Origin of the sequence: Bifidobacterium adolescentis ATCC 15703, from assembly GCF_000010425.1 — a bacterium.
Taxonomy (GTDB): Bacteria; Actinomycetota; Actinomycetes; order Actinomycetales; family Bifidobacteriaceae; genus Bifidobacterium; species Bifidobacterium adolescentis.
Window position 1 is genome coordinate 322,801 of the sequence record NC_008618.1, and the last position, 20,680, is coordinate 343,480.

General features: G+C 64.1%; 10 protein-coding genes and 1 tRNA gene. 9 read left to right on the forward strand and 2 right to left on the reverse strand.

Annotated elements, in window-relative coordinates; translation table 11 throughout:
* The first annotated feature begins 2 nt into the window (after positions 1–2).
* Positions 3–695, forward strand: a complete 693-nt coding sequence (rplA, locus tag BAD_RS01325) for a 50S ribosomal protein L1 (RefSeq protein ID WP_003807775.1) — start codon at positions 3–5, stop codon at positions 693–695.
* Positions 696–842: 147 nt separating this feature from the next.
* Here rplA and BAD_RS01330 read toward each other — a convergent pair whose 3' ends face one another.
* Positions 843–1,622 (reverse strand): PucR family transcriptional regulator, encoded by a 780-nt coding sequence (locus BAD_RS01330; RefSeq protein ID WP_003807777.1) that lies wholly within the window; start codon positions 1,620–1,622, stop codon positions 843–845.
* An 83-nt stretch (positions 1,623–1,705) separates the two neighbouring features.
* Between BAD_RS01330 and BAD_RS01335 the strand changes: the two genes are divergently transcribed.
* Together BAD_RS01335 and BAD_RS01340 are read left to right on the forward strand one after the other, a co-directional pair.
* Positions 1,706–3,811 carry a DUF6020 family protein gene (locus BAD_RS01335; protein ID WP_011742768.1) on the forward strand — a complete coding sequence of 702 codons (2,106 nt, stop codon included), beginning with the start codon at positions 1,706–1,708 and terminating at the stop codon, positions 3,809–3,811.
* A gap of 71 nt (positions 3,812–3,882) precedes the next feature.
* Complete coding sequence (locus BAD_RS01340) at positions 3,883–4,833, forward strand: biotin--[acetyl-CoA-carboxylase] ligase (protein WP_011742769.1); 951 nt, start codon at positions 3,883–3,885, stop codon at positions 4,831–4,833.
* A gap of 414 nt (positions 4,834–5,247) precedes the next feature.
* On the opposite strand, the gene BAD_RS01345 is transcribed toward BAD_RS01340, so the two are convergent.
* Entirely contained in the window at positions 5,248–5,841 is a 594-nt protein-coding gene (locus BAD_RS01345) for a biotin transporter BioY (protein WP_003807783.1), read from the reverse strand.
* Between the two features lie 195 nt (positions 5,842–6,036).
* On the opposite strand from BAD_RS01345, the gene BAD_RS01350 reads away from it, so the two are divergent.
* The 6 genes from BAD_RS01350 (at position 6,037) to BAD_RS01375 (ending at position 20,597) form a co-directional block, all read left to right on the forward strand.
* Complete coding sequence (locus BAD_RS01350) at positions 6,037–7,941, forward strand: biotin carboxylase N-terminal domain-containing protein (protein ID WP_011742771.1); 1,905 nt, start codon at positions 6,037–6,039, stop codon at positions 7,939–7,941.
* Between the two features lie 47 nt (positions 7,942–7,988).
* Positions 7,989–9,584, forward strand: a complete 1,596-nt coding sequence (locus tag BAD_RS01355) for an acyl-CoA carboxylase subunit beta (protein WP_370622422.1) — start codon at positions 7,989–7,991, stop codon at positions 9,582–9,584.
* Between the two features lie 74 nt (positions 9,585–9,658).
* Complete coding sequence (locus tag BAD_RS01360; RefSeq protein WP_011742773.1) at positions 9,659–18,994, forward strand: type I polyketide synthase; 9,336 nt, start codon at positions 9,659–9,661, stop codon at positions 18,992–18,994.
* Positions 18,995–19,152: 158 nt separating this feature from the next.
* Positions 19,153–19,611, forward strand: coding sequence for a holo-ACP synthase (locus BAD_RS01365; RefSeq protein WP_011742774.1), 459 nt, complete (start codon positions 19,153–19,155; stop codon positions 19,609–19,611).
* An 85-nt stretch (positions 19,612–19,696) separates the two neighbouring features.
* Positions 19,697–19,770: transfer RNA gene (locus BAD_RS01370), tRNA-Gly, on the forward strand.
* A gap of 149 nt (positions 19,771–19,919) precedes the next feature.
* Positions 19,920–20,597 carry a hypothetical protein gene (locus BAD_RS01375; protein ID WP_011742775.1) on the forward strand — a complete coding sequence of 226 codons (678 nt, stop codon included), beginning with the start codon at positions 19,920–19,922 and terminating at the stop codon, positions 20,595–20,597.
* Positions 20,598–20,680: the final 83 nt, after the last annotated feature.

Sequence of the window (20,680 nt, forward strand, 5' to 3'; positions counted from 1 at the left end):
TAATGGTACAGCGTTCCAAGAAGTATCGCGAAGCGGCTGAGAAGATCGATCGCAACAACCTTTACACCGCCAACGAAGCCATCGCTCTCCTCAAGAGCATGCCGGAGTACAAGTTCGACCAGACCGTTGAGGCCGTGCTGCGCCTGAACGTGGATCCGCGCAAGGCCGACCAGCTGGTCCGCGGTTCCGTGAACCTGCCGAACGGCACCGGTAAGACCGCCAAGGTCCTCGTCTTCGCCCGTGGCCCGAAGGCCACCGAAGCTCTCGAGGCTGGCGCCGACATCGTCGGTGACGACGACCTCGTGCAGAAGGTCGCCGACGGTTTCCTTGACTTCGATTCCGTCGTCGCCACCCCGGACATGATGGGCAAGGTCGGCCGCCTCGGCCGCGTGCTCGGTCCGCGTGGCCTCATGCCGAACCCGAAGACCGGCACCGTGACCATGGACGTCACCAAGGCCATCAAGGACATCAAGGGCGGCAAGGTTGACTTCCGTGTCGACAAGAACGGCAACCTGAGCTTCCTCATCGGCAAGATGTCCTTCACCGAGCAGGCTCTGGACGAGAACTTCAAGGCTGTGGCCGACGAAGTCAAGCGTCTGAAGCCGTCCACCGTGAAGGGCCGCTACGTCACCAAGGCGACCATCACCTCCACGATGAACCCGGGCGTCCCGGTTGATCCGGCGGTCGTTGCCTGAGTGCACAGAAGCTAAACTTCACCAAAAGACCCGTATCTGCAATCGCAGCATGCGGGTCTTTTCATATGTTCGGAAAGATTCATGACTTTATGACCGGATGACAGGTGCAACGGGCGTACCCAGACGCCACACCACCCGGGCAGCGGCTCAGCGGTCGCGCATACGGCCAATCGCCAGCGCGGTCGTCAGCACATACGCGTCACGCGGATCGGTGGCATCCCAGCCGGTTGTTTCGGCGGCACGCTTCAAGCGGTAGCGCACGGTGTTCGGATGCACATTCAGCTCCTTCGCCGTGTTCTCCAACGAACTGCCATACTTCAGGAACGTGGACACCGTCAGATAAGTGGGATCATCGGGATTCTCGCCGCGCAGCACCTGATATACGTTCCGATACAGTTCTTCACGCGCGTAATCATCACCCAGCAGCGCACGCTCCGGCAACAGCTCGTCGGCACGCAGCGGACGGGAAGGAGTGGACAGCGCCGGAGCCGCCTGCAGCGAGAACATCGTCTCACGCAACGCATGCGAAGCCCCCGCCACACCGGAACGGACCGGGCTCAAATACAGTGGCTCGTCCTCGCTGAACGCCGGCATGACCGCGGTACAGGTCACCTCCGGCGTGACCGCGCCCATCTGGCAAGCCAAAGCCAGCAGGAAAGTGCCGTACGTGCCGATGACCACATGCTCGCCACCCAAATCGCGCACCGCCTTGCGGATGGCGAGGGATGTCGAGGCAAGACTGGCCGAAGGCACCCCGCCGATCGCAAAACAGTTGAAATCGCCTTGCCATCCGAGAATGTTCATCAAGGAGACCACACGATCGTCGGTCATGTTCGTCAACAGGCATTCGAAAGCCAACCGCTCGATGGTCGTATCGTCGGTATGGCCTGACAAAAGGTCGAGGATGTCTGCCTGCTCGGAGTTCATAACCGTCCATTCTAATCGTCGTATCTGCGAATTGCCGCACGTTCGCCGACCGTTCCGGTCCCCATTCGCGCAGTGGCGGTAATATGCCGACTATGAGCGAAAACAAGAAAGCCGGAAAAGCCGACACGTTCCTCAGCTGGACGTTGGGCGTGCTCGCATGCCTGTGGGTGGCGTGGTGCTGCGGCATCGGCCCGCTGTACTGGTTTGGCACCGGACTCGCCGACTTCGGCTGGGCCAACGTGCTGTACATGGCGATCGCCTTCGTTGTTTCGTTTGCTATATTGTGGTCGCTGGTCCGTTACGGCCGTGGCGAGCGCGTGCTGCCGACGTATTTCTCACGTCGGTACGTCAAGCTGTGTCAGGAGGTGTCCGGCACGCCGACGACGGTATTGGGCATCATGCTGCGCCATCTGAGCGACGCCGCGCATAGCCGTCCGGGGCGCGCCATCCATGCGGTGATCGTCTGGATTGGTCGCAAGCTGACACGTTGCACCGACTGCTGGTGGAAGCTCATGCTGCTGTTCGTCATCGGCTGGCTGTGGATTCCGACCATCCTGCTTGCCGCGTACGGCGCCGACATCCGCTCCCAGATCCGCGAATTCAGCTGGGCGTTGAACCAGTGGACCGGACTGAAACAGCCGTACATCGGCTTCTTCTCATTCGTGCCGATGGACATCTATCCGACCGCGCATTACATGTGGCCGGCCAATCCCACGTATCTGACCGACCAGCACAACATCGTGCTGACCGTTTTCTACGGTGCGTTCGCCGCGGTCTCCCGGTATTTCACCGATTCCAACGACGCCGGCATCGTGGCGCTGGCCGCGCTGCAATGGCTGTTCGCCGCGTTCTGCTGCGCCGCCACCGCCAATCGTTTCTTCAATCTGCCGTGGCGTAGGCTGGGCGTCGGCACGTTCGACTTCTCCCATCCCGAACGGCACGACTGCTGGAACATGCGCGATTTCACCCATCCCGAGGCGGGTGTGGTGGCGCGTCCGTCCAGACTGCGCGCCGGCGCGAAGACGCGTTTCGTGATTCTGCTGTTCTTCATGGTGTGCCCGTTGGCGGTGTTCGCCACGATCTCACTGACCAAATCGCCGTTGTTCGCGTTCGCGTTCGTCTGGTGGTTCGGCGTGTGGTATGAGCTGCATATGACGCATATCAAGGCGCTGCCCACCATCAACGGCAAGCCCATGAAACTGCGCAAACGTTCCTTGGCGGCACTGTTCATGTCGAGCTGCGTCATGCTGATCAGCGCCAAATACGCGTGGTACATCATTCTGTTCGCCGCGCTGCTGGCCATCATCAACGACCGTAAACGTTGGAAGACGTACGTGGTCGCATTGATGCTGCCGACCGTGCTCATCCATGGCGGCCTCGTCTATCTGGTGAACAGCGGTGCCGTCATCGGCGGCGATCCGATCGAAAGCCGTGGCATCCAGCTGCAGCAGATCGCTCGCGTGGCGAAATACAATCCGCAGGGCATTCCCGAGGACGCGGCCAAGAAACTCGCTCCCGTCTTCAACCTCGACCAGATGGCCGAATCGTACTTCCAGCAGGACGCCGACCCGGTGAAATCGTCGGGTATCCAGTCCAAGAAGGTCAGCTACAAGTGGCGTACCGTCACCAAGGACGACATGAAGGATTTCAATGACGCATGGTGGCAGATCGTCAAGGCGAATCCTCAGATCGCGCTCGATGCGCTCTTCGCCGAATGCTTCGGATACTTCAACGTGACCGACCTGCCATACGTGTCGATGGACTACTACGTGAACAACGATTACGTGCAGTCCGACAACGAATGGATTCACCTGTACAACCACCAGTGGCGCAACCAGGTGGCCGGCTTTGCCAAGAAATGGGGGCAGATTCCCGTGCTTGGCTGGGTGACGCACGGCAACCTGTATGTCACGCTGACACTGCTGATCGGCGCCGCCGAAGTGGTGCTGCGTCGATGGCGGTCGCTGTCATGGCATCTGCCGTTGCTGCTGCTTATGGGTGTGATGATCACCGCACCGGCCAACAATTTCGAACGGCATATGCTTCCGATCGCATTCGTGTTCGGATTCCTGTGCCTGGAGTTCTGGCGCGAGTCGCGTGCCGCGCGGCTTGCCGCACGCGAGGCGTCGTACGTTGGCACGTCGACGGCGGGCAAACGGCGTATCGGCGGGCACCGAATCGACAGATAGCAGTCCGACAAGCAGGACGCCGACGAACGATATCTCGATGGACGACAGCTCGACGGACAGGAGAAGGAATCATGACGACCATATTGGATTCCGCATTGACCATGCCACGCACCTGCGTCGCGGCCGACCAGGTGATCGCGCTGGACTCAGTGGGCTCCACCAACACGTACGCCGCCGAATTGGTGCGCAAAGGCGCGCTGTTCGGCTCGGCCAGACGAGATGGCCTCGATGGCTGCGATGGACGCGATTGGACCGGCCGTGAAATCGTGGCGATCTGCGCCGACGAGCAGACCGCCGGCCGTGGCCGTCTCGACCATCAATGGACCAGCGCGGTGGGGGAGTCGTTCATCGTCTCCCTGGTGGTCAGCGTGCCTACGGCGATTGTGCGGGACACGTCCGTCAACGGCTGGCTGCAGATGATCGCCGGCTGCGAGGCGCGCAACGCGATTATCGCGGCCATCCGCGATTGCGGCGGCCCGCTCGGCAAGGACATCGTGCTCAAATGGCCGAACGACATTTTCGTCGACGGCAAGAAACTGGGCGGCGTGCTCGCCGAAATGGTTCCGCTTGCCGCAACTCCCATCGCGGACGGTGCGACTGGTACCACTGATGTGGCTGCCGCAACGGAACGCGTCGGCATCGTCTTCGGCATCGGCCTGAACCTGACCGTCCCCGAAGACCATCTGCCAACCGACAAGGCCACGTCGCTGCAGCTGGTCGCGCATGGCCTGCCCGATTCCATGACATTGCGCGACATGATCGCGGCCCATCTGGTGGACGGTTTGCGATCAAGGCTCGCCGATTTCGAAGCCGACCCGCATCGCGAGGCCACGCGTGCGATGGAGGAGATGCGTCCGGTCTGCTGGACGCTCGACAAGCCATGCGAGGCGCATTTCGTGGACGGCACCACCCTGCGCGGCACCGCGCTGGAACTCAACCCCGACGCCTCCCTCACCATCAGAGACGACAACGGCAACCTGCACACCGTGCACACCGCCGACGTAGGCGTCCTACCCCAATAATTCTCTAACCCTCATCCCTCATAAAGTCGTAAAGCGCTTTTTCGAAAATCGCACGTTTCAAAAAAACGCAATATTCGAGAAAAACGGCATTTCCCAAAATCGCAATATCCAAAAACCGCGCCACCCGCAAACGCAACATTCCCCCAAAACGAGGTGGGGCCGGCGGATACCAACGTAAGACCGTAAAAAACTCGGCCTGAGCGGCCCGGAGCGTGTCGCACGTTGGTATCCGCCGGCCCCACCGGACACAGCGAAAACGAAAATCACAGCGAAAACGGAAGACTGTATCAAAACCCGGAAATCACGAAGAAACCCGGAAATCACAGCGGAAATTCTCAGCGGAAAACCCTCAGCAGAAAATTCCCAGCAAAAAGTCGTAGAAAACTACCGCAGAAAAGTCGCTGCCGATAAAAGTCACTGCAGCTTTGCCAGTCCACTCGCGACCAACGAAGCCACAACCGCCTTGATGCAATCGCCCACAATGAAGCCCATCGAAGCGATGGCCACCACCGGCATCGCCACGCCCGTAATGGCGGACTGCACGATGAAGCCGAGCAGATAGTCAAGCACGATGCAGCCGGCCACGCAGGCGAACAGATACCGTGCGGCGGTCAACGCAGCATGCTTCGGGGAATCGACACGCGCCTTGCCCTTGAGCAGCGAGGTGACGACGGCGGCTGGCAGGAAACCGATGAGGAAGCCGGCGCTCGGGCCGACCAAAGCCATGGTGGACGCGCCGCCGGCGAACACCGGCAGACCAGCCGCGCCCGCGGCCAGATACATGAGCACCGCGGCGCCCGCCTGCTTCCACGGCAGCATCAGCGCGGCCAGCATGACCACGAAGGTCTGCAGGGTGATCGGAACCGGAGTGCCCGGAATCGGCACGGCGCCCGCCATGGAGGCGGCGGCGAGCAGCACGGCGAACAGCGTGGACTTCAAAACGGCGCCGAATTTGCCGCTGGTGGCCGTTTTGGCTGCGGATGAGATGGTCAGGATTGCGTTGCGCATGGTGGAATCCTCCCTTTTTTGCGGATGCTACAGGATGCTACAAAAAGTGACGAAAATGAGTCTTTCGTCAATCAATGCTCCCCATCGTAGGGTTGCTAAGTTTCGGTAACGTTTGTGGAGCCTTACAAAAAGATTGCGAATCTTTTGTGGGAAACGAGTTCGTCGAATCACGCCTCGACCGCCAAACTTGACATTATGCCTAAGAATGTCAACAAACTACTGGTGGCGAATCGCGGCGAAATCGCGCTTCGAGTCGTGCGCACCGCACGTGAGATGGGGATTCCCACGGTCGCGGTCTACGCCGAACAGGACCGTCACGCACAGTACGTGCAGATGGCCGATGATGCGTATCTGCTGTCTGGCGACACCTACAAGGACACGTATCTCAACGAGGATCTGCTCATCGACATCCTGCAGCGCAGCGGTGCCGACGCGGTGCACCCCGGCTATGGCTTCCTTTCCGAAGTCGCAAGCTTCGCGCAGAAGGTCCTCGACGCCGGCGCCACGTGGGTCGGCCCGAATCCGAAGGCGCTCGTCGACCTGGGCGACAAGATCACGGCCCGCCGCGTGGCCACTTTCGCGAAGGTGCCGCCGGTTCCCGGCATTTCCCAGTCGATTTCCGACATGCGACTGCTGCTCGACTTCGCGCACACGCACGGCTATCCGCTGATGCTCAAGCGCACCGACGGCGGTGGCGGCCGCGGCATCACGCTCGTGCACAACGACGACGAGCTGCGTGGCTTCTACATGAACCACGATGCGCTGCAGGGCGGCGATTTGGACGAGTATTTCGTCGAACGGTTCATCGACAAGGGCCGTCACGTCGAAACGCAGTGCGGACGCGATTCGCACGGCAATTTCACCGTGTATTCCACCCGCGACTGCTCCGTGCAGCGCCGCAACCAGAAGCTTGTTGAGGAAGCTCCGGCGTCGTTCCTTCCCGACGGCGTGCTCGAACAGCTGGAAACCTATTCCCGCCGCCTGTTCGACGCGGTCGATTACGTAGGACTTGGCACCTGCGAATTCATGGTGACCGAGCAGGGCAAGGTCTACTTCCTGGAAGTCAATCCGCGTCTGCAGGTGGAACACACCGTCAGCGAAGAGGTCTGCGGCCTCGATTTGGTGCGAGAACAGCTCACCATCGCCAACGGCGGCGAGCTAACCGTCGACCACCCGCTGCGCGGACACAGCTTCGAACTGCGTCTGACCTGCGAGGATCCAGCCAAGAACCTCGCGCCGAGCTCCGGCACGCTGACCAAGCTCGCATGGCCGTCCGGCCCGGGCATCCGCGTCGATTCCGGCGTGGTGGAAGGCGACACCGTCTCCCCGAAGTTCGATTCGATGATGGGCAAGCTCGTGGTCACCGCCTCCGACCGTGCGACAGCCGTGGCACGTGTGCGCCGCGCGTTGGAAGAGCTCAAGGTGGAAGGCGTGCCGACCCCGGCAAGCCTGTTCGAGCAGATCTTCAACGACGACGAGTTCACCGCCGAGCATGGCGTGGCCTACGACGTGAGCACGAAATGGCTGGAACGCAAGTACCTGAACAAGGAAGCATCCTCCACCAAGGGCGGCCAGCCGGCATCCATGGCCGGCGCTTCGGGTGCGAAGGAAGCCGAGCAGAAGGAATCCAGCGAAACCTTCGTCATCGAAGTCAACAACCATCGTGTGTCGCTGACCGTGCCGAACGACATCGTGGCCAACCTGACCGGCGGCGCCAAGGCGCGTGACGCCAAGCGCGCCATCCAGCCGCTGCGCGGACAGGGCCTGCACCACGTCGAAAAGAAGCAGCAGGGCAACGACGGCCAGTCCGGTGTGATCGCCAGCCCGATGCAGGCGGTCGTCACACGCATCAACGTCGTCGAAGGCCAGGACGTGGCCAAGGGCGACCTGCTCGTCGTGCTCGAATCCATGAAGATGGAGAACTACGTGTACGCGCCGGTCAAGGGCACCGTCACCAAGATATTCGTCGGCCCGGCGGCAGGCATCGAAGCGGGCGAGACGTTGATGACCATTGACGTCAACGGCGCTTCCAAGGCGGCTGACGGCAAGCCGGCAACGGACGGTAATACGGAAACCAAGACGGAAGGCGGCGCGAAATGACCGACATCATCGCAAGCCCGGCCGTCAAAGAGGCCGTGAAGGTCGTCATGGAACAGCAGGAGCGACTGGGTGACGAAGCGGCTGCCGAAGCCCGCGAATCGCAGCCGATCCGTACGTCCGTGCTGCGTGCCGCGCAGCTCGCCGCCGAAGCCGAAGACCATGCCCGCGGTCGCCAGCACGTCAAAGGCAAGCTGACCGCGCGCGAACGTCTCGATCTGCTGCTTGATACCGGTTCCTTCGAGGAAATCGGCCGTTTCCGCGGCGGCGACATCAACGGTGGCCGCGCAGGCTCCGCCGTCATCACCGGCTTCGGCGAGGTGTTCGGCCGCAAAGTGGCCGTCTACGCGCAGGACTTCTCCGTCAAAGGCGGCACGCTTGGCGTGGCCGAAGGCCGCAAGATCTGCCATCTGATGGACAAGGCGCTCGACCTCAAGGTGCCGATCATCGCGCTCATCGACTCCGGTGGCGCGCGCATCCAGGAGGGTGTGGCCGCGCTGACCGAATACGGCCACCTGTTCCGCAAAACCTGCGACGCCAGCGGTTTCGTGCCGCAGCTATCGCTGATCCTCGGCCCCTGCGCCGGCGGTGCCGTCTACTGCCCGGCCCTGACCGACCTGATCATCATGACCCGCGAGAATTCCAACATGTTCGTCACCGGTCCCGACGTGGTCAAAGCGGCCACCGGCGAAGTGATCAGCATGGACGATCTGGGCGGCGGCTACGTGCACAACGCCACGTCCGGCGTGGCCCACTATCTCGGCGAGGACGAGGCGGATGCGATCGACTACGCGCGTACCGTGCTCGCCTATCTGCCGTCCAACTCTGACCAGCAGCCGCCGGTCTACGCGTACGCGGCCACCCGCGCCGACCGTGACGTGGCCAAACGCCTCGCCACCCTCGTGCCGGACAACGACCGCCAGCCGTATGACGTGCTCGACGTGATCCGCTGCATCGTGGACTACGGTGAATTCGTGCAGGTGCACGAACTGTTCGCCGCTTCAGCGGTGGTCGGCTTCGCCTGCATCGACGGCCATCCCGTCGGCATCGTGGCCAACCAGCCGAACGTCAACGCCGGCATTCTCGACGTCGACTCATCCGAAAAAGTGGCGCGATTCGTGCGCTTGTGCGACGCGTTCAACCTGCCGGTCGTCACCTTGGTGGACACCCCGGGCTACAAGCCGGGCGCCGAACAGGAACATGCGGGCATCATCCGCCGTGGCGCGAAGGTCATCTACGCCTACGCCAACGCGCAGGTGCCGCTCGTCACCATCATCCTGCGCAAGGCCTTCGGTGGCGCATACATCGTGATGGGCTCTAAATCCATTGGCGCGGACATGAACTTCGCCTGGCCATCCAGCCAGATCGCGGTGCTCGGCGCGGCCGGCGCGGTCAACATCATCCACCGCAAGGACCTGCAGAAAGCCAAAGACAACGGCAAGGACGTCGAAGCGCTGCGCGCCAAGTACATCGCCGACTACGAACGCACCACCGTCAACGCGAACCTTTCGCTGGAAATGGGCGAGATCGACGCCATGATCGACCCCGAACAGACACGCGAGACCATCATCGAATCGCTCCGCCTGCTCGCCAGCAAGAAACGCGTGCGCCGAACCAGCAAACACCACGGCAACCAGCCGCTGTGACGGACGCAACGCGACGTAACCAACGTAAGCAACCACAACAATCGCAAGAAATTTTGGAACAAGTAAGGAAGATTATGAACACCTTTTTTCTTGATCGACTGAACAGCGAGCCCCACGCGCTCGCCTTCGCCGGCCAATCCACCCCGTGGCCGGTGGCGCTCGCCGACCAGAGCGCGAATCCGGCGCTCGACGAGGTCCTGCACACCCATGCGGCCGCCGCGCAGGCGCTGCTGTATCCGGTGTCCGCCGAGCTGCTCGCCACCACCGGACGCCCGGTCGACCTGTTCGGCTTCGAACCGAACCCGGCACGTCTGGGCGCCGCAGCCGCGGCTTCCGCCAGCGTTCCCGGCATCGCGCTGACCCAGCTGGGCGCGCTGCTCGACGCCGCCGCACTCGGCTACAATCCGGCCCAGGCCAAGCCGGTCGTGGTGCTCGGCCACTCCCAGGGCGTGCTTGCCGTGCATATGGTGCAGGCGATCTGCGAAGCCGGTTCCATCGACGCAGCCGCAGCCAAGATCGACGAGATTCTTGCGATCGCAACGCTGATCGGCGTCGCCGGCACCCGTCAGGCACGCCAGCTCGGTCTCGCCGCACGCCACGGCGAGGCGACCCCGATGCTGTCCGTCAAGGACATCACCCGCGCCCAGGTGGACGCGCTGATCGAACGCGTCGACGGCGCACGTGGCCCGATCGCCGTGGCCGTCACCAATTCCGCCACGCATTACGTGTTGTCCGGCTATCCGGAGGACCTGGCCGCATTCGGCGTGGAGGTCGCCAAGGAACACAAGCGTCAGGCCAAGCTGCGCGAGGAGAAGGTGCGTGGCGGCCGCGTGTTCGACCCGACGCTCGAATATCTCGACGTGACCCTGCCGTTCCACAGCCCGCTGATGGCCGATGCCGTCTCCCAGGCCGTCGCATGGGCCGAGGCCTGCGGCATCAACGCCGACCATGCCCGTGAGCTCGCCGCCGAAGTGCTGCTCAACCATGTGGATTGGGCCGCCCGCGTGCGCGCCCTGATGAAGTCCACCGATCCGAGCGCCCTGTGGGTGCTGGACTTCGGTCCGGGCAACACCGTCGGCAAACTGTTCTCCACCGTGGCCCAGGGCACCGGCGTCGGCGTGGTGGAAGCCTCCACCGTGGCCGATCGCGGCGCGCTCTCCACGCTCGAGACCCTGCCGGAACGCACCCAGAACTGGACGCGTTTCGCGCCGAGCATCATCCACACGTCCGCCGGAGACAAGGTGCGCACCGCGTTCACCGAACTTACCGGCAAGGCTCCGGTGCTGCTGGCCGGCATGACCCCGACCACCGTGGAGCCGGAGATCGTGGCGGCTGCCGCCAACGCCGGCTACTGGGCCGAGCTCGCAGGCGGCGGCCAGGTCACCGCCAGCGTGTTCGACCGTCACGTGGCCAAGCTCGAGGAGGAACTCGAGGAAGGCCGCACCGTCGAATTCAACGCCATGTTCATGGACCGCTACCTGTGGAACCTGCAGTTCGGCTCCCAGCGCATCGTGCCGAAGAAGCGTGCCAGCGGCACCCCGATCGACGGCGTCGTCGTCTCCGCAGGCATTCCGGAATTCGACGAGGCCGTGGAACTCATCCACAACCTCAACGCCGACGGCTTCCCGTACGTGAGCTTCAAGCCGGGCACCGTCGACCAGATCCGCCAGGTGGTGCGCATCGCCAAGGCCGTCGCGCCAACCAAGGTGCTCATCGAGGTCGAAGGCGGTTCCGCAGGCGGCCACCACTCTTGGGAATCGCTTGACGATCTGCTGCTGAGCACCTACGCCGAAGTGCGCGAGCAGGCCAACCTCGTGCTCGTGGTCGGCGGCGGCATCGGCACGCCGGAACGCGGCGCCGACTACATCACCGGCGAATGGGCCGCCGAATACGGCCGTCCGCTCATGCCGGTGGACGGCGTGCTCGTCGGCACCGCCGCCATGACCGCCAAGGAAGCGCACACCAACCCTGAAGTCAAGCAGATGCTCGTCAGCACTCCTGGCATTCCGGCCAAGGGCGACGACAATGATCCGTTCGCCCCGCTGGGCGAGCAGTGGGTTCCGTCCGGACAGGCCAAGGGCGGCGTCACCTCCGGTCTGAGCCACCTGCACGCCGACATCTACGAGCTGGAGAACTCCTCCGCCCGCTGCGGCCGCCTGCTGGTGCGCGTCATGAAGCACCCGGAGGAGCTGGAAAGCCGTCGCGACGAGATCATCGCGGCGCTGAACGCCACCGCCAAGCCGTATTTCGGCGATCTGAAGACCATGACCTACCTTGAGTGGGCCCAGCGTTTCGCCGACCTCTCCTTCCCGTGGGTGGACGAAACCTACGCCGATCGCTTCCTGCACCTGCTGCAGCGCATCGAAGCCCGCGTCACCACGCAGGAAAGCGGCGAATTCGCATCGCTGTTCGCTTCCCGCGCCGACGTCGAAGCCGATCCGAACGCCGCGATCGCCAAGCTTGCCGAAACCTACCCGCAGGCCGGCAAACTGACCGTCACCCCGATGGACGAGGCATGGTTCCCGGTGCTCGTACGCGAGTATCCGAAGCCGATGCCGTTCGTGCCGGTCATCGACAACGACCTGCTGCGTTGGTGGGGCCAGGACCAGCTGTGGCAGTCCGAGGACTCCCGCTATTCCGCCGATTCCGTGCGCATCATCCCCGGCCCGATCTCCGTGGCCGGCATCACCACCGTGGACGAGCCGGTGGCCGACATCCTCGGCCGCTTCGAAGCCGCCATGGTCAAGCGCGTGTCCGCCGAATCGGCGAGCGCCGACAAGACCGCCTTCGCCCAGTTGGGCGCGGCCGTCTCCGCCGAGGAATTCATCCGCAAATCCCCGAACATCTCCTGGGTCGGCCACCTCATGGCCAACCCGGCGTACGGCACCGCCAACGGCGACGCCAACTACGAGATCCGCAAGGTGGCCGTTGAAGGCAGCGTCGAAAAGTACGACCTCGACATCCATCTCGACACCTTCTGGGACAACGATCCGGACGGCGGCGCCTCCAAGCACGCCGTACGCGACATCGTCATTCCGCTGAACGTCGACGGCAACGAATCCGGCCTGTTCCCGGTCGTGGACCGCGACCGTCTGCCGGAGCACGTCTACCGCATGCTCGCCGACACCGCGGGCATCGGCAACACCGCCATCACCGGCGACAAGCTCACCGCCATGCCGCAGATCGAGGAAGTGTCCGACAAGACCGCCTTCCCGTTCGGCCAGGCGCACACCGGCTACACGCTGTCCGCCAACCTCGGTTTCGACCATGAGGCCGCCACCGGCGGCGCGCTGCCGAGCGACCTCGTGCCGTCCCGCATCGCCCCGGACGCGCTCGTCGGACCGGCTTGGCCCGCCATCTACGCGGCCCTCGGCTCCGTGTACGTCAACGGCTTCCCGGTCATCGAAGGCCTGCTCAACGCCGTGCATCTCGACCACCTCATCGAACTCGAGGTGAGCGAGGACGAGCTGCTGAAGCACACCGGCGAGCGCATCGAGCTCACCAGCTGGGCCGACGACTACTTCGAATCCGCTTCCGGCCGTGTGGTGACCATCCACGTCACGCACACCGCTCAGGACGGTACGCTGCTTGCCAACGAAACCGAGCGTTTCGCCATCCGCGGCCGCGCGTACTCCGACGCGCTGCCGCCGGAAGCGCCCGACTATGGTGGAATCGAAGCCGAAATCGAAAGCACTCCGCGCCGTCTGCTGCGTCGTGTGAAGGTCGTCGCTCCGCACGAGATGACCGCTTTCGCCCGTACTTCCGGCGATTTCAACCCGATTCACACCTCTCATCGCGGTGCCGCCGTCTCCGGTCTCGCCGCGCCGCTCGTGCACGGCATGTGGCTGTCCGCCACCGCCCAGTACGCGGTGCAGGCGCTCGACGAGAAGGGCGCGCATTACGAGATCGCAGGCTGGACGTACAACATGTACGGCATGGTGCAGCTCGACGACGAGGTGGAGATCTCCATCGAACGCGTCGGCCGTGTGGCCCACGCCGGCATGGTGCTGGAAGTGACCAGCCGCATCGACGGCAATATCGTGTCCCGTGGCACCGCCATCGTGCGTGCGCCGAAGTCCGCCTTCGTCTACCCGGGCCAGGGCATCCAGAAGCAGGGCATGGTGCTCGACGAGCGTGCCAAGTCCCCGGCCGCACGCGAGGTGTGGGAGCGCGCCGACAAGGTGACCCGCGAGAAGCTCGGCTTCTCCATCCTCGCCGTCGTGCGTGATAATCCGAAGGAACTGACCGCCAACGGCGTGACCTACCGTCATCCGGAAGGCCTGCTCAACCTGACCCAGTTCACGCAGGTGGCGCTCGCCACCGTGGCGTTCGCCCAGACCGCTCGTCTGCGCGAAGCCGGCGCGGACATCTGGCCCGCCTACTTCGCTGGCCACTCGCTGGGCGAGTACAACGCGCTGAGCTCCTTCGCAGGCGTGATTCCGCTGGAAACCGTGCTGGAGCTGGTGTTCCACCGTGGCTCCACCATGCACCACCTCATTCCGCGTGACGAGAAGGGCCGTTCCAACTACCGTATGGGCGCGCTGCGTCCGAACCAGTTCGGTGTGGGCGACGACGGCGTGCGCGAATACGTCGAATCCGTTTCGAAGGCTTCCGGCGAGTTCCTGGAGATCGTCAACTACAACCTTGCCGGACAGCAGTACGCCGTGGCCGGCACCATCGCCGGTCTGAAGGCGCTGAAGGCCGATTCCGCCCGTCGCGTCGCCGAATACGGCGGCAAGCCGGCGTTCATGCTGGTGCCGGGCATCGACGTGCCGTTCCATTCCACGCTGCTACGCAAGGGTGTGCCGGAGTTCCGCGACAAGCTTGACGCGCTGCTGCCGAAGCACATCGACTACCGTGGCCGTCTGGTTGGCCGTTACATTCCGAATCTGGTGGCCGTGCCGTTCGAGATGACCAAGGAATTCGCCGCGAAGATCCTCGAGGTCGTGCCGTCCGAGCGCATCAAGGCCGCGTTGGACGATCCGAAGGTGTGGGATTCCTACGCCGAGGACGACCAGAAGCTCGGCCGTCTGCTGCTCACCGAACTGCTGAGCTGGCAGTTCGCCTCCCCGGTGCGTTGGATCGAAACCCAGGCGCTGCTGTTCGGTTCCGCCGAACAGGGTGGCCTTGGCGTGGAGGAGTACGTCGAGGTGGGTCTCGGCAACGCTCCGACGCTCGCCAACCTCGGCGCCAAGACGCTGCGCCTGCCGCAGTTCGCCGGCCGTGACGTGACCGTCTACAACGTCGGCCGCGACGAAGGCCGCGTCTACATGACCGATTCCGATTCCCTCGTTGCCGACGACGATGCTGACGATTCCGTCGCAGCACCGGCAGCAGCTTCGGCTCCGGCCGCTGCCGCCGCAGCGCCTGCCGCGGTCGCCGCAGCACCCGTCGCCGCAGCCCCGGCTGCCGCTGCACCGGTCGCACCTGCCGGCGCTCCGTCCGGCGCCGCAGTCGCGGATATTCCGTTCAACGCTTCCGACGCGATCGCCATGCTGCTGGCATATTCGGCGAAGGTGCGTCCGGACCAGATCGGCGAATCCGACACCACCGACACCCTGACCAACGGCGTCTCCTCTCGCCGTAACCAGCTGCTTATGGACATCAGCTCCGAGCTGGGCGTGGCTTCCGTGGACGGCGCCGCCGAAGCGACCGTCAAGGCGCTGAGCGCGCTGGTCGACAAGGTGGCCCCGAACTACAAGGCGTTCGGTCCGGTGCTGTCCGACATCGTCCGCGACCGTGTGCGCGGCCTGTTCGGCGCCGCCGGCGTGAAGCTCGGCCAGATCACCAAGCGCGTGACCGACACCTGGCAGCTCGGCGAAGGCTGGGCCTCCCACGTGGTCGCAGCCCTTGTGCTGGAAACCCGCGAAGGCGCCAGCTCCCGCGGTGGCGACCTCGCCTCGCTGAGCACCGAAGCCGCTTCCAATGCGGCCGCCGCCAACGCGCTGATCGACGCGGCCGTGCAGAAGGTCGCTTCCGACAAGGGCGTGGCCGTCGCCATGCCGAGCGCAGGTGGCGCAGCCGGTGGCGCCGTGGTCGATTCCGCAGCCTTGGACGCGTTCGCGGCCAAGGTGACCGGTGCCGACGGCGTGCTCGCCTCCACCGCCAAGTTCGTGCTGAACCAGCTGGGCGTCACCGCTTCGGTCGCCGACGATTCCGCCGACGAGAACGCCGCCGTGGTGGCCGCCGTCGAAGCCGAGCTCGGCTCCGACTGGCCGAAGCAGGTCGAGCCGCGCTTCGACGAGCGCAAGGCCATCCTGTTCGACGACCGTTGGGCATCCGCACGCGAGGACCTGTCCCGCGCCTACTACGACAACGACGCCTCCGCACTGGACGGCAGCTTCATCGGCCTGGGCAAGGCCGTCGCCGACGAAGCCGCATGGTATGCGGGCAAGACCGCTGACGTCGAGCTTGCCGCCGCGTTCAAGCGCGTGGCCGACGAGGCGCTCGAGCAGACGAACGATTCCGCCGAAGCAAGCCGCTTCGCAGGCGATATCGCCGTCGTGACCGGCGTTGCCCCGAACTCCATCGCAGCGCAGGTGGTCAACGGCCTGCTCGCCGGAGGCGCGACCGTCGTGGCCACTTCGCACAGCTTCAGGCAGAGCGTGAAGGCCTGGGCCAAGCAGACCTACCGCGAGCATGCGGCAGGCGACGCCAAGCTGTGGCTCGTTCCGGCGAACCTGTCCAGCTACCGTGACGTGGACGCTCTCGTGGCGTGGGTCGGCAACGTGCAGAAGAAGACCTCCGGCGCGACCACCACGATCCTGAAGCCCGCCTACGAGCCAAGCCTGTTCTTCCCGTTCGCCGCTCCGCCGGTGCACGGCACGTTGGCCGATTCCGGCGAGCTGTTCGAATCGCAGGCGCGCCTCATGCTGTGGGGTGTGGAACGCGCGATCACCGGCTTCGCGAAGATCGGCGCCGACACCGACGTGCAGCACAAGCTGCATGTGATTCTGCCGGGCTCCCCGAACCGTGGCGTCTTCGGCGGCGACGGCGCGTACGGCGAGGTCAAGAGCGCCTTCGACGCGATCGTCAACCGCGCCCGCGCCGAAAAGGTGTGGTCCAGCCGCGTCACCTTCGCCCACCCGAAAATCGGCTGGGTGCGTGGCACCGGCCTGATGGGCGGCAACGATCCGCTGGTCGAAGTCGTGGAACGTCACGGACTGAAGACCTACTCCACCGCCGAAATCGCGGTCAAGCTGCTCGAGCTGTCCACCAAGGAATCCCGCGAGCAGGCCGTCAAGGCCCCGCTCGACGTGGACCTGACCGGCGGCCTCGGCAGCGAGCCGATCGACATCAAGGCACTGCGCGCCGAAGCCATGGAGGACGCGGCCAAGGCCGCTGCCGCCGAAGCCGGCGATGAGGACAAGCAGGGCGATTGTGCCGCTGCGGCAACGCTGATCAAGGCGCTGCCGAGCCCGCGCGCCCCGCGTCAGGCGAAGGTCGATCTGAAGGATTGGCAGCACGTCACCGCCCGTCCGGAAGACGAGATCGTCATCGTCTCCATCGGAGAGCTGGGCCCGTGGGGCTCCGGCCGCACCCGTTTCGAAGCCGAACTCGGCATCCACTCCGACGGCAAGGTCGACCTGTCCGCCGGCGCGGTGCTCGAACTGGCTTGGAACATGGGCCTGCTGACCTGGAACGACAGCCCGAAGCCGGGCTGGTACGACACCGACGGCAACCTGGTGCCCGAAGAGGATATCGCCGAACGCTACCACGACGAGGTCGTGGCCCGCTCCGGCGTGCGTCCGTTCGAAGAGGGCATGGGCAACGATTACAAGGACGGTGCCGACGAGGAGGAGGCCGAGGTGTTCCTCGACCACGATGTGACCTTCTCCGTTCCGACCCGTGAGATCGCCGAGGAATACGTCAAGCTCGACGAAGCCCACACCAGCTACGCGGCCGACGCCGAATCCGGCGAGTGGAACGTCACCCGCCACGCCGGCTCCATGATCCGCGTGCCTCGCCGCGCGGCCATGACCCGCACCGTCGGCGGTCAGTTCCCGAAGGGCTTCGACCCGGTCAAGTGGGGCATTCCGGCCTCCATGGTCGGCGACGTGGACAAGATCGCCCTGTGGAACATCGTCACCACGGTCGACGCCTACCTGTCCGCGGGCTTCACCCCGGCCGAGATCCTCGAAGCCGTGCACCCGTCCATGGTGGCCTCCACGCAGGGCACCGGCTTCGGCGGCATGGCCTCCATGAGGAAGCTGTACCTGGACCGCTTCCTCAACCATGAGATTCCGACCGACATCCTGCAGGAAGCCCTGCCGAACGTCGTCGCGGCACACGTGATGCAGTCCTACATCGGCGGCTACGGCAACATGATCCAGCCGGTTTCCGCCTGCGCCACCGCAGCCGTCTCTCTGGAGGAAGGCGCCGACAAGATCGCCCTCGGCAAGGCCGACTTCGTGGTCACCGGCGCGATCGACGACATCGGCGTGGAATCCGTGATCGGCTTCGGCAACATGAACGCCACCGCCAACTCCGAGGAGATGTATGCCAAGGGCATCGACGCGCGCTTCTTCTCCCGTGCCAACGATCGTCGCCGCGGCGGCTTCGTGGAATCCCAGGGTGGTGGCACCATCCTGCTGACGCGTGGTGACATCGCGCTGAAGCTCGGCCTGCCGGTCGCCGGCGTGGTCGGATTCGTCCACTCCTATGCGGACGGCGCGCACACCTCCATCCCGGCTCCGGGACTGGGCGCGCTCGCAGCGGGCATGGGAGGCAAGGACTCCAAGCTCGTGCATGACCTCGCCAAGCTCGGCGTCACGCCGGACGACATCGCCGTGGTCTCCAAGCACGACACGTCCACCAACGCCAACGACCCGAACGAGTCCGAACTGCACAACACGCTGGCCCACGCCATCGGCCGCACCGACGGCAACCCGCTGTTCGTGATCTCCCAGAAGTCGCTCACCGGCCATGCCAAGGGCGGTGCCTGCATCTTCCAGGTCAACGGCCTGACCCAGCTGTTCAAGTCCGGCGTCGTTCCGGCGAACGCGGCCCTCGACTGCGTCGACCCGAAGCTCAAGCGCGACGACCACATGGTCTGGCTGCGCGAGCCGCTGAAGGTCGGTTCCGTCAAGGCCGGCCTGGCCACGTCGCTCGGCTTCGGCCACGTGTCCGGCTTCGCCGCGATCGTCAACCCGGGCGCCTTCGAGGCTTCCGTGGCCAACACCGCGGGCGAGGACGCGCTGAACGAATGGCGCGACCGTGCCAACGCGCGTCTCGCCGCCGGCCAGCGTCGCCTTGAAGAGGGCATGATGGGGCGCGCCGCGCTCTACGAGCCGATCGACAACCGCCGCTTCCACGAGGACGGCCGCGGCTACGACGCGCACGAGGTGGAGAAGGCCATGCTGCTCGATCCGAACGCGCGCCTCGCGTCCACCGGCTATTTCGAAGCGTGAGACGGCTACGTCGAAATCTGTCCTGAATATGGGCAAATGATGACGGCCTGATAAGAAAAGGGCGATACTTCTGCACAGATGTGTCGCCCTTTTCCATATGACATGGTCGGGGCATTCCCGGGGTAACCCCGATTAATAATTCCTAGGAAGGCGGAGGAATGCTGGGTCTAGGGCATGACGTCGTTGACGTGCCTGCGTTCGCCAAGCAGCTGAATGAGCCGGGGACGCGTATGCGCAATCTGTTCTCCATGCGCGAGATATGGCAGACGGCGCAACGGTCGCAGCTCAAGCATGATGACGAGGCGGTGCACCTCGCCGCCCGCTGGGCAGGCAAGGAGGCGTTCCTGAAAGCGTGGTGCGCGGCCATTTCGCGGCATGCGAAAGACGGCGCCGAAGTCGCATATCCGTACACGCTCGACAACTTCCCATGGGTGCGCATCGAAATTCTCGACGATTCCCACGGCGTGCCGCGCGTCATACTGTCCTCCGAAGTGCAACGCAAGGTGCAGCAGTCGTTGGGCCTGCCGTTGGATCCGGTGTGCCAGTCGTACGATATCTCCATCTCCATAAGCCATGACGGGCCGATCGCCTCCGCCGTGGTCATGCTCGAAATCTGAAATGCCATTCCCGCTTGCAAAAGTTGGTGGGATGTGTATAATAGCTCGAGTCGTTTCGTGTCGGCTTCGGACGTAGCGGCAACACGCGGATGTAGCTCAATGGTAGAGCCTCAGTCTTCCAAACTGATTACGCGGGTTCGATTCCCGTCATCCGCTCCACAACAGCATCAGAGAAGAAGAAGGCGTGCCTCAAGGCACGCCTTTCGTATATCCGTATGCCCGGGCATACGATTGCCCGGGTATGCTGGAACGGGCCGCGGCGTGCGGCGGCGCAATCGCAAGATATCGCAATATATACGGAGCGGAACATGGGTCAGAAGGAACGCAACAAGGCAACGGAAGTCGTGGATGGCGTGGTCGAGACCGTCGACGTCTCCAAACACCCGACGGCGTCCATCGAACCGTCGGACCTGTCCTTGGCCGACATCGAACGCCGCAAATCGCATCCGGTCCGCTGGATTCTGTTCATGGCATTGGTGCTGCTGGCCATGATCGCGCCGTACTGGTGGGGGCGCGACATCGCGGTGCGGGACGCCTCATGGATGGTGGCGAACCTGAATTTCCTCGATCCCAAAGGCGTGGCGCTGATTTCATGGACGGTGACCATCGTGGCGCTCACCGGACTCGGACTGATGGTCGCGGACGCGAAGAAATGGCTGTGGGGGACCATTTTCGTGATCGGCCTTGCCGCGGAGCAATTCGTCGCCGGCATGTGCCTGCTGAGCTTCAACTTCTGGAACGCCACCTATGTGATGTACGGTGAGGCGGCCGGACTGGCGAACGCCGCGAATCTCGGCATCATCGCCGCCGGTTTCGGCGTCGCGGTCTACGCGGTGCTCTGGGTGGGCCTGCTGGTGTGCATCAAGAAGGAATCGAAGCTCAACGTCCTCACACGCAGCTGGGCCTCGTTCCTATTGTTCTTCGCAATCGAACTCGTCGCGCTTGCCGTGGTGTTGTTCGGCGGTCTGCTCATGTCCATGGCGTGACGTGAAGAACGGCCGTCGGCGGGGGGCGGAAATATCGGCCGGCGATTTTGGTCCGGCCGTCGTGTAAGATGTTCCCTTGGCGT

What these genes read in the sequence shown, in the direction of transcription:
- rplA (WP_003807775.1), top strand. Translation starts at nt 3, where the DNA reads ATGGTACAGCGTTCCAAGAAGTATCGCGAAGCGGCTGAGAAGATCGAT.
- BAD_RS01330 (WP_003807777.1), bottom strand. Translation starts at nt 1,622, where the DNA reads ATGAACTCCGAGCAGGCAGACATCCTCGACCTTTTGTCAGGCCATACC.
- BAD_RS01335 (WP_011742768.1), top strand. Translation starts at nt 1,706, where the DNA reads ATGCCGACTATGAGCGAAAACAAGAAAGCCGGAAAAGCCGACACGTTC.
- BAD_RS01340 (WP_011742769.1), top strand. Translation starts at nt 3,883, where the DNA reads ATGACGACCATATTGGATTCCGCATTGACCATGCCACGCACCTGCGTC.
- BAD_RS01345 (WP_003807783.1), bottom strand. Translation starts at nt 5,841, where the DNA reads ATGCGCAACGCAATCCTGACCATCTCATCCGCAGCCAAAACGGCCACC.
- BAD_RS01350 (WP_011742771.1), top strand. Translation starts at nt 6,037, where the DNA reads ATGCCTAAGAATGTCAACAAACTACTGGTGGCGAATCGCGGCGAAATC.
- BAD_RS01355 (WP_370622422.1), top strand. Translation starts at nt 7,989, where the DNA reads ATGGAACAGCAGGAGCGACTGGGTGACGAAGCGGCTGCCGAAGCCCGC.
- BAD_RS01360 (WP_011742773.1), top strand. Translation starts at nt 9,659, where the DNA reads ATGAACACCTTTTTTCTTGATCGACTGAACAGCGAGCCCCACGCGCTC.
- BAD_RS01365 (WP_011742774.1), top strand. Translation starts at nt 19,153, where the DNA reads ATGCTGGGTCTAGGGCATGACGTCGTTGACGTGCCTGCGTTCGCCAAG.
- BAD_RS01375 (WP_011742775.1), top strand. Translation starts at nt 19,920, where the DNA reads ATGGGTCAGAAGGAACGCAACAAGGCAACGGAAGTCGTGGATGGCGTG.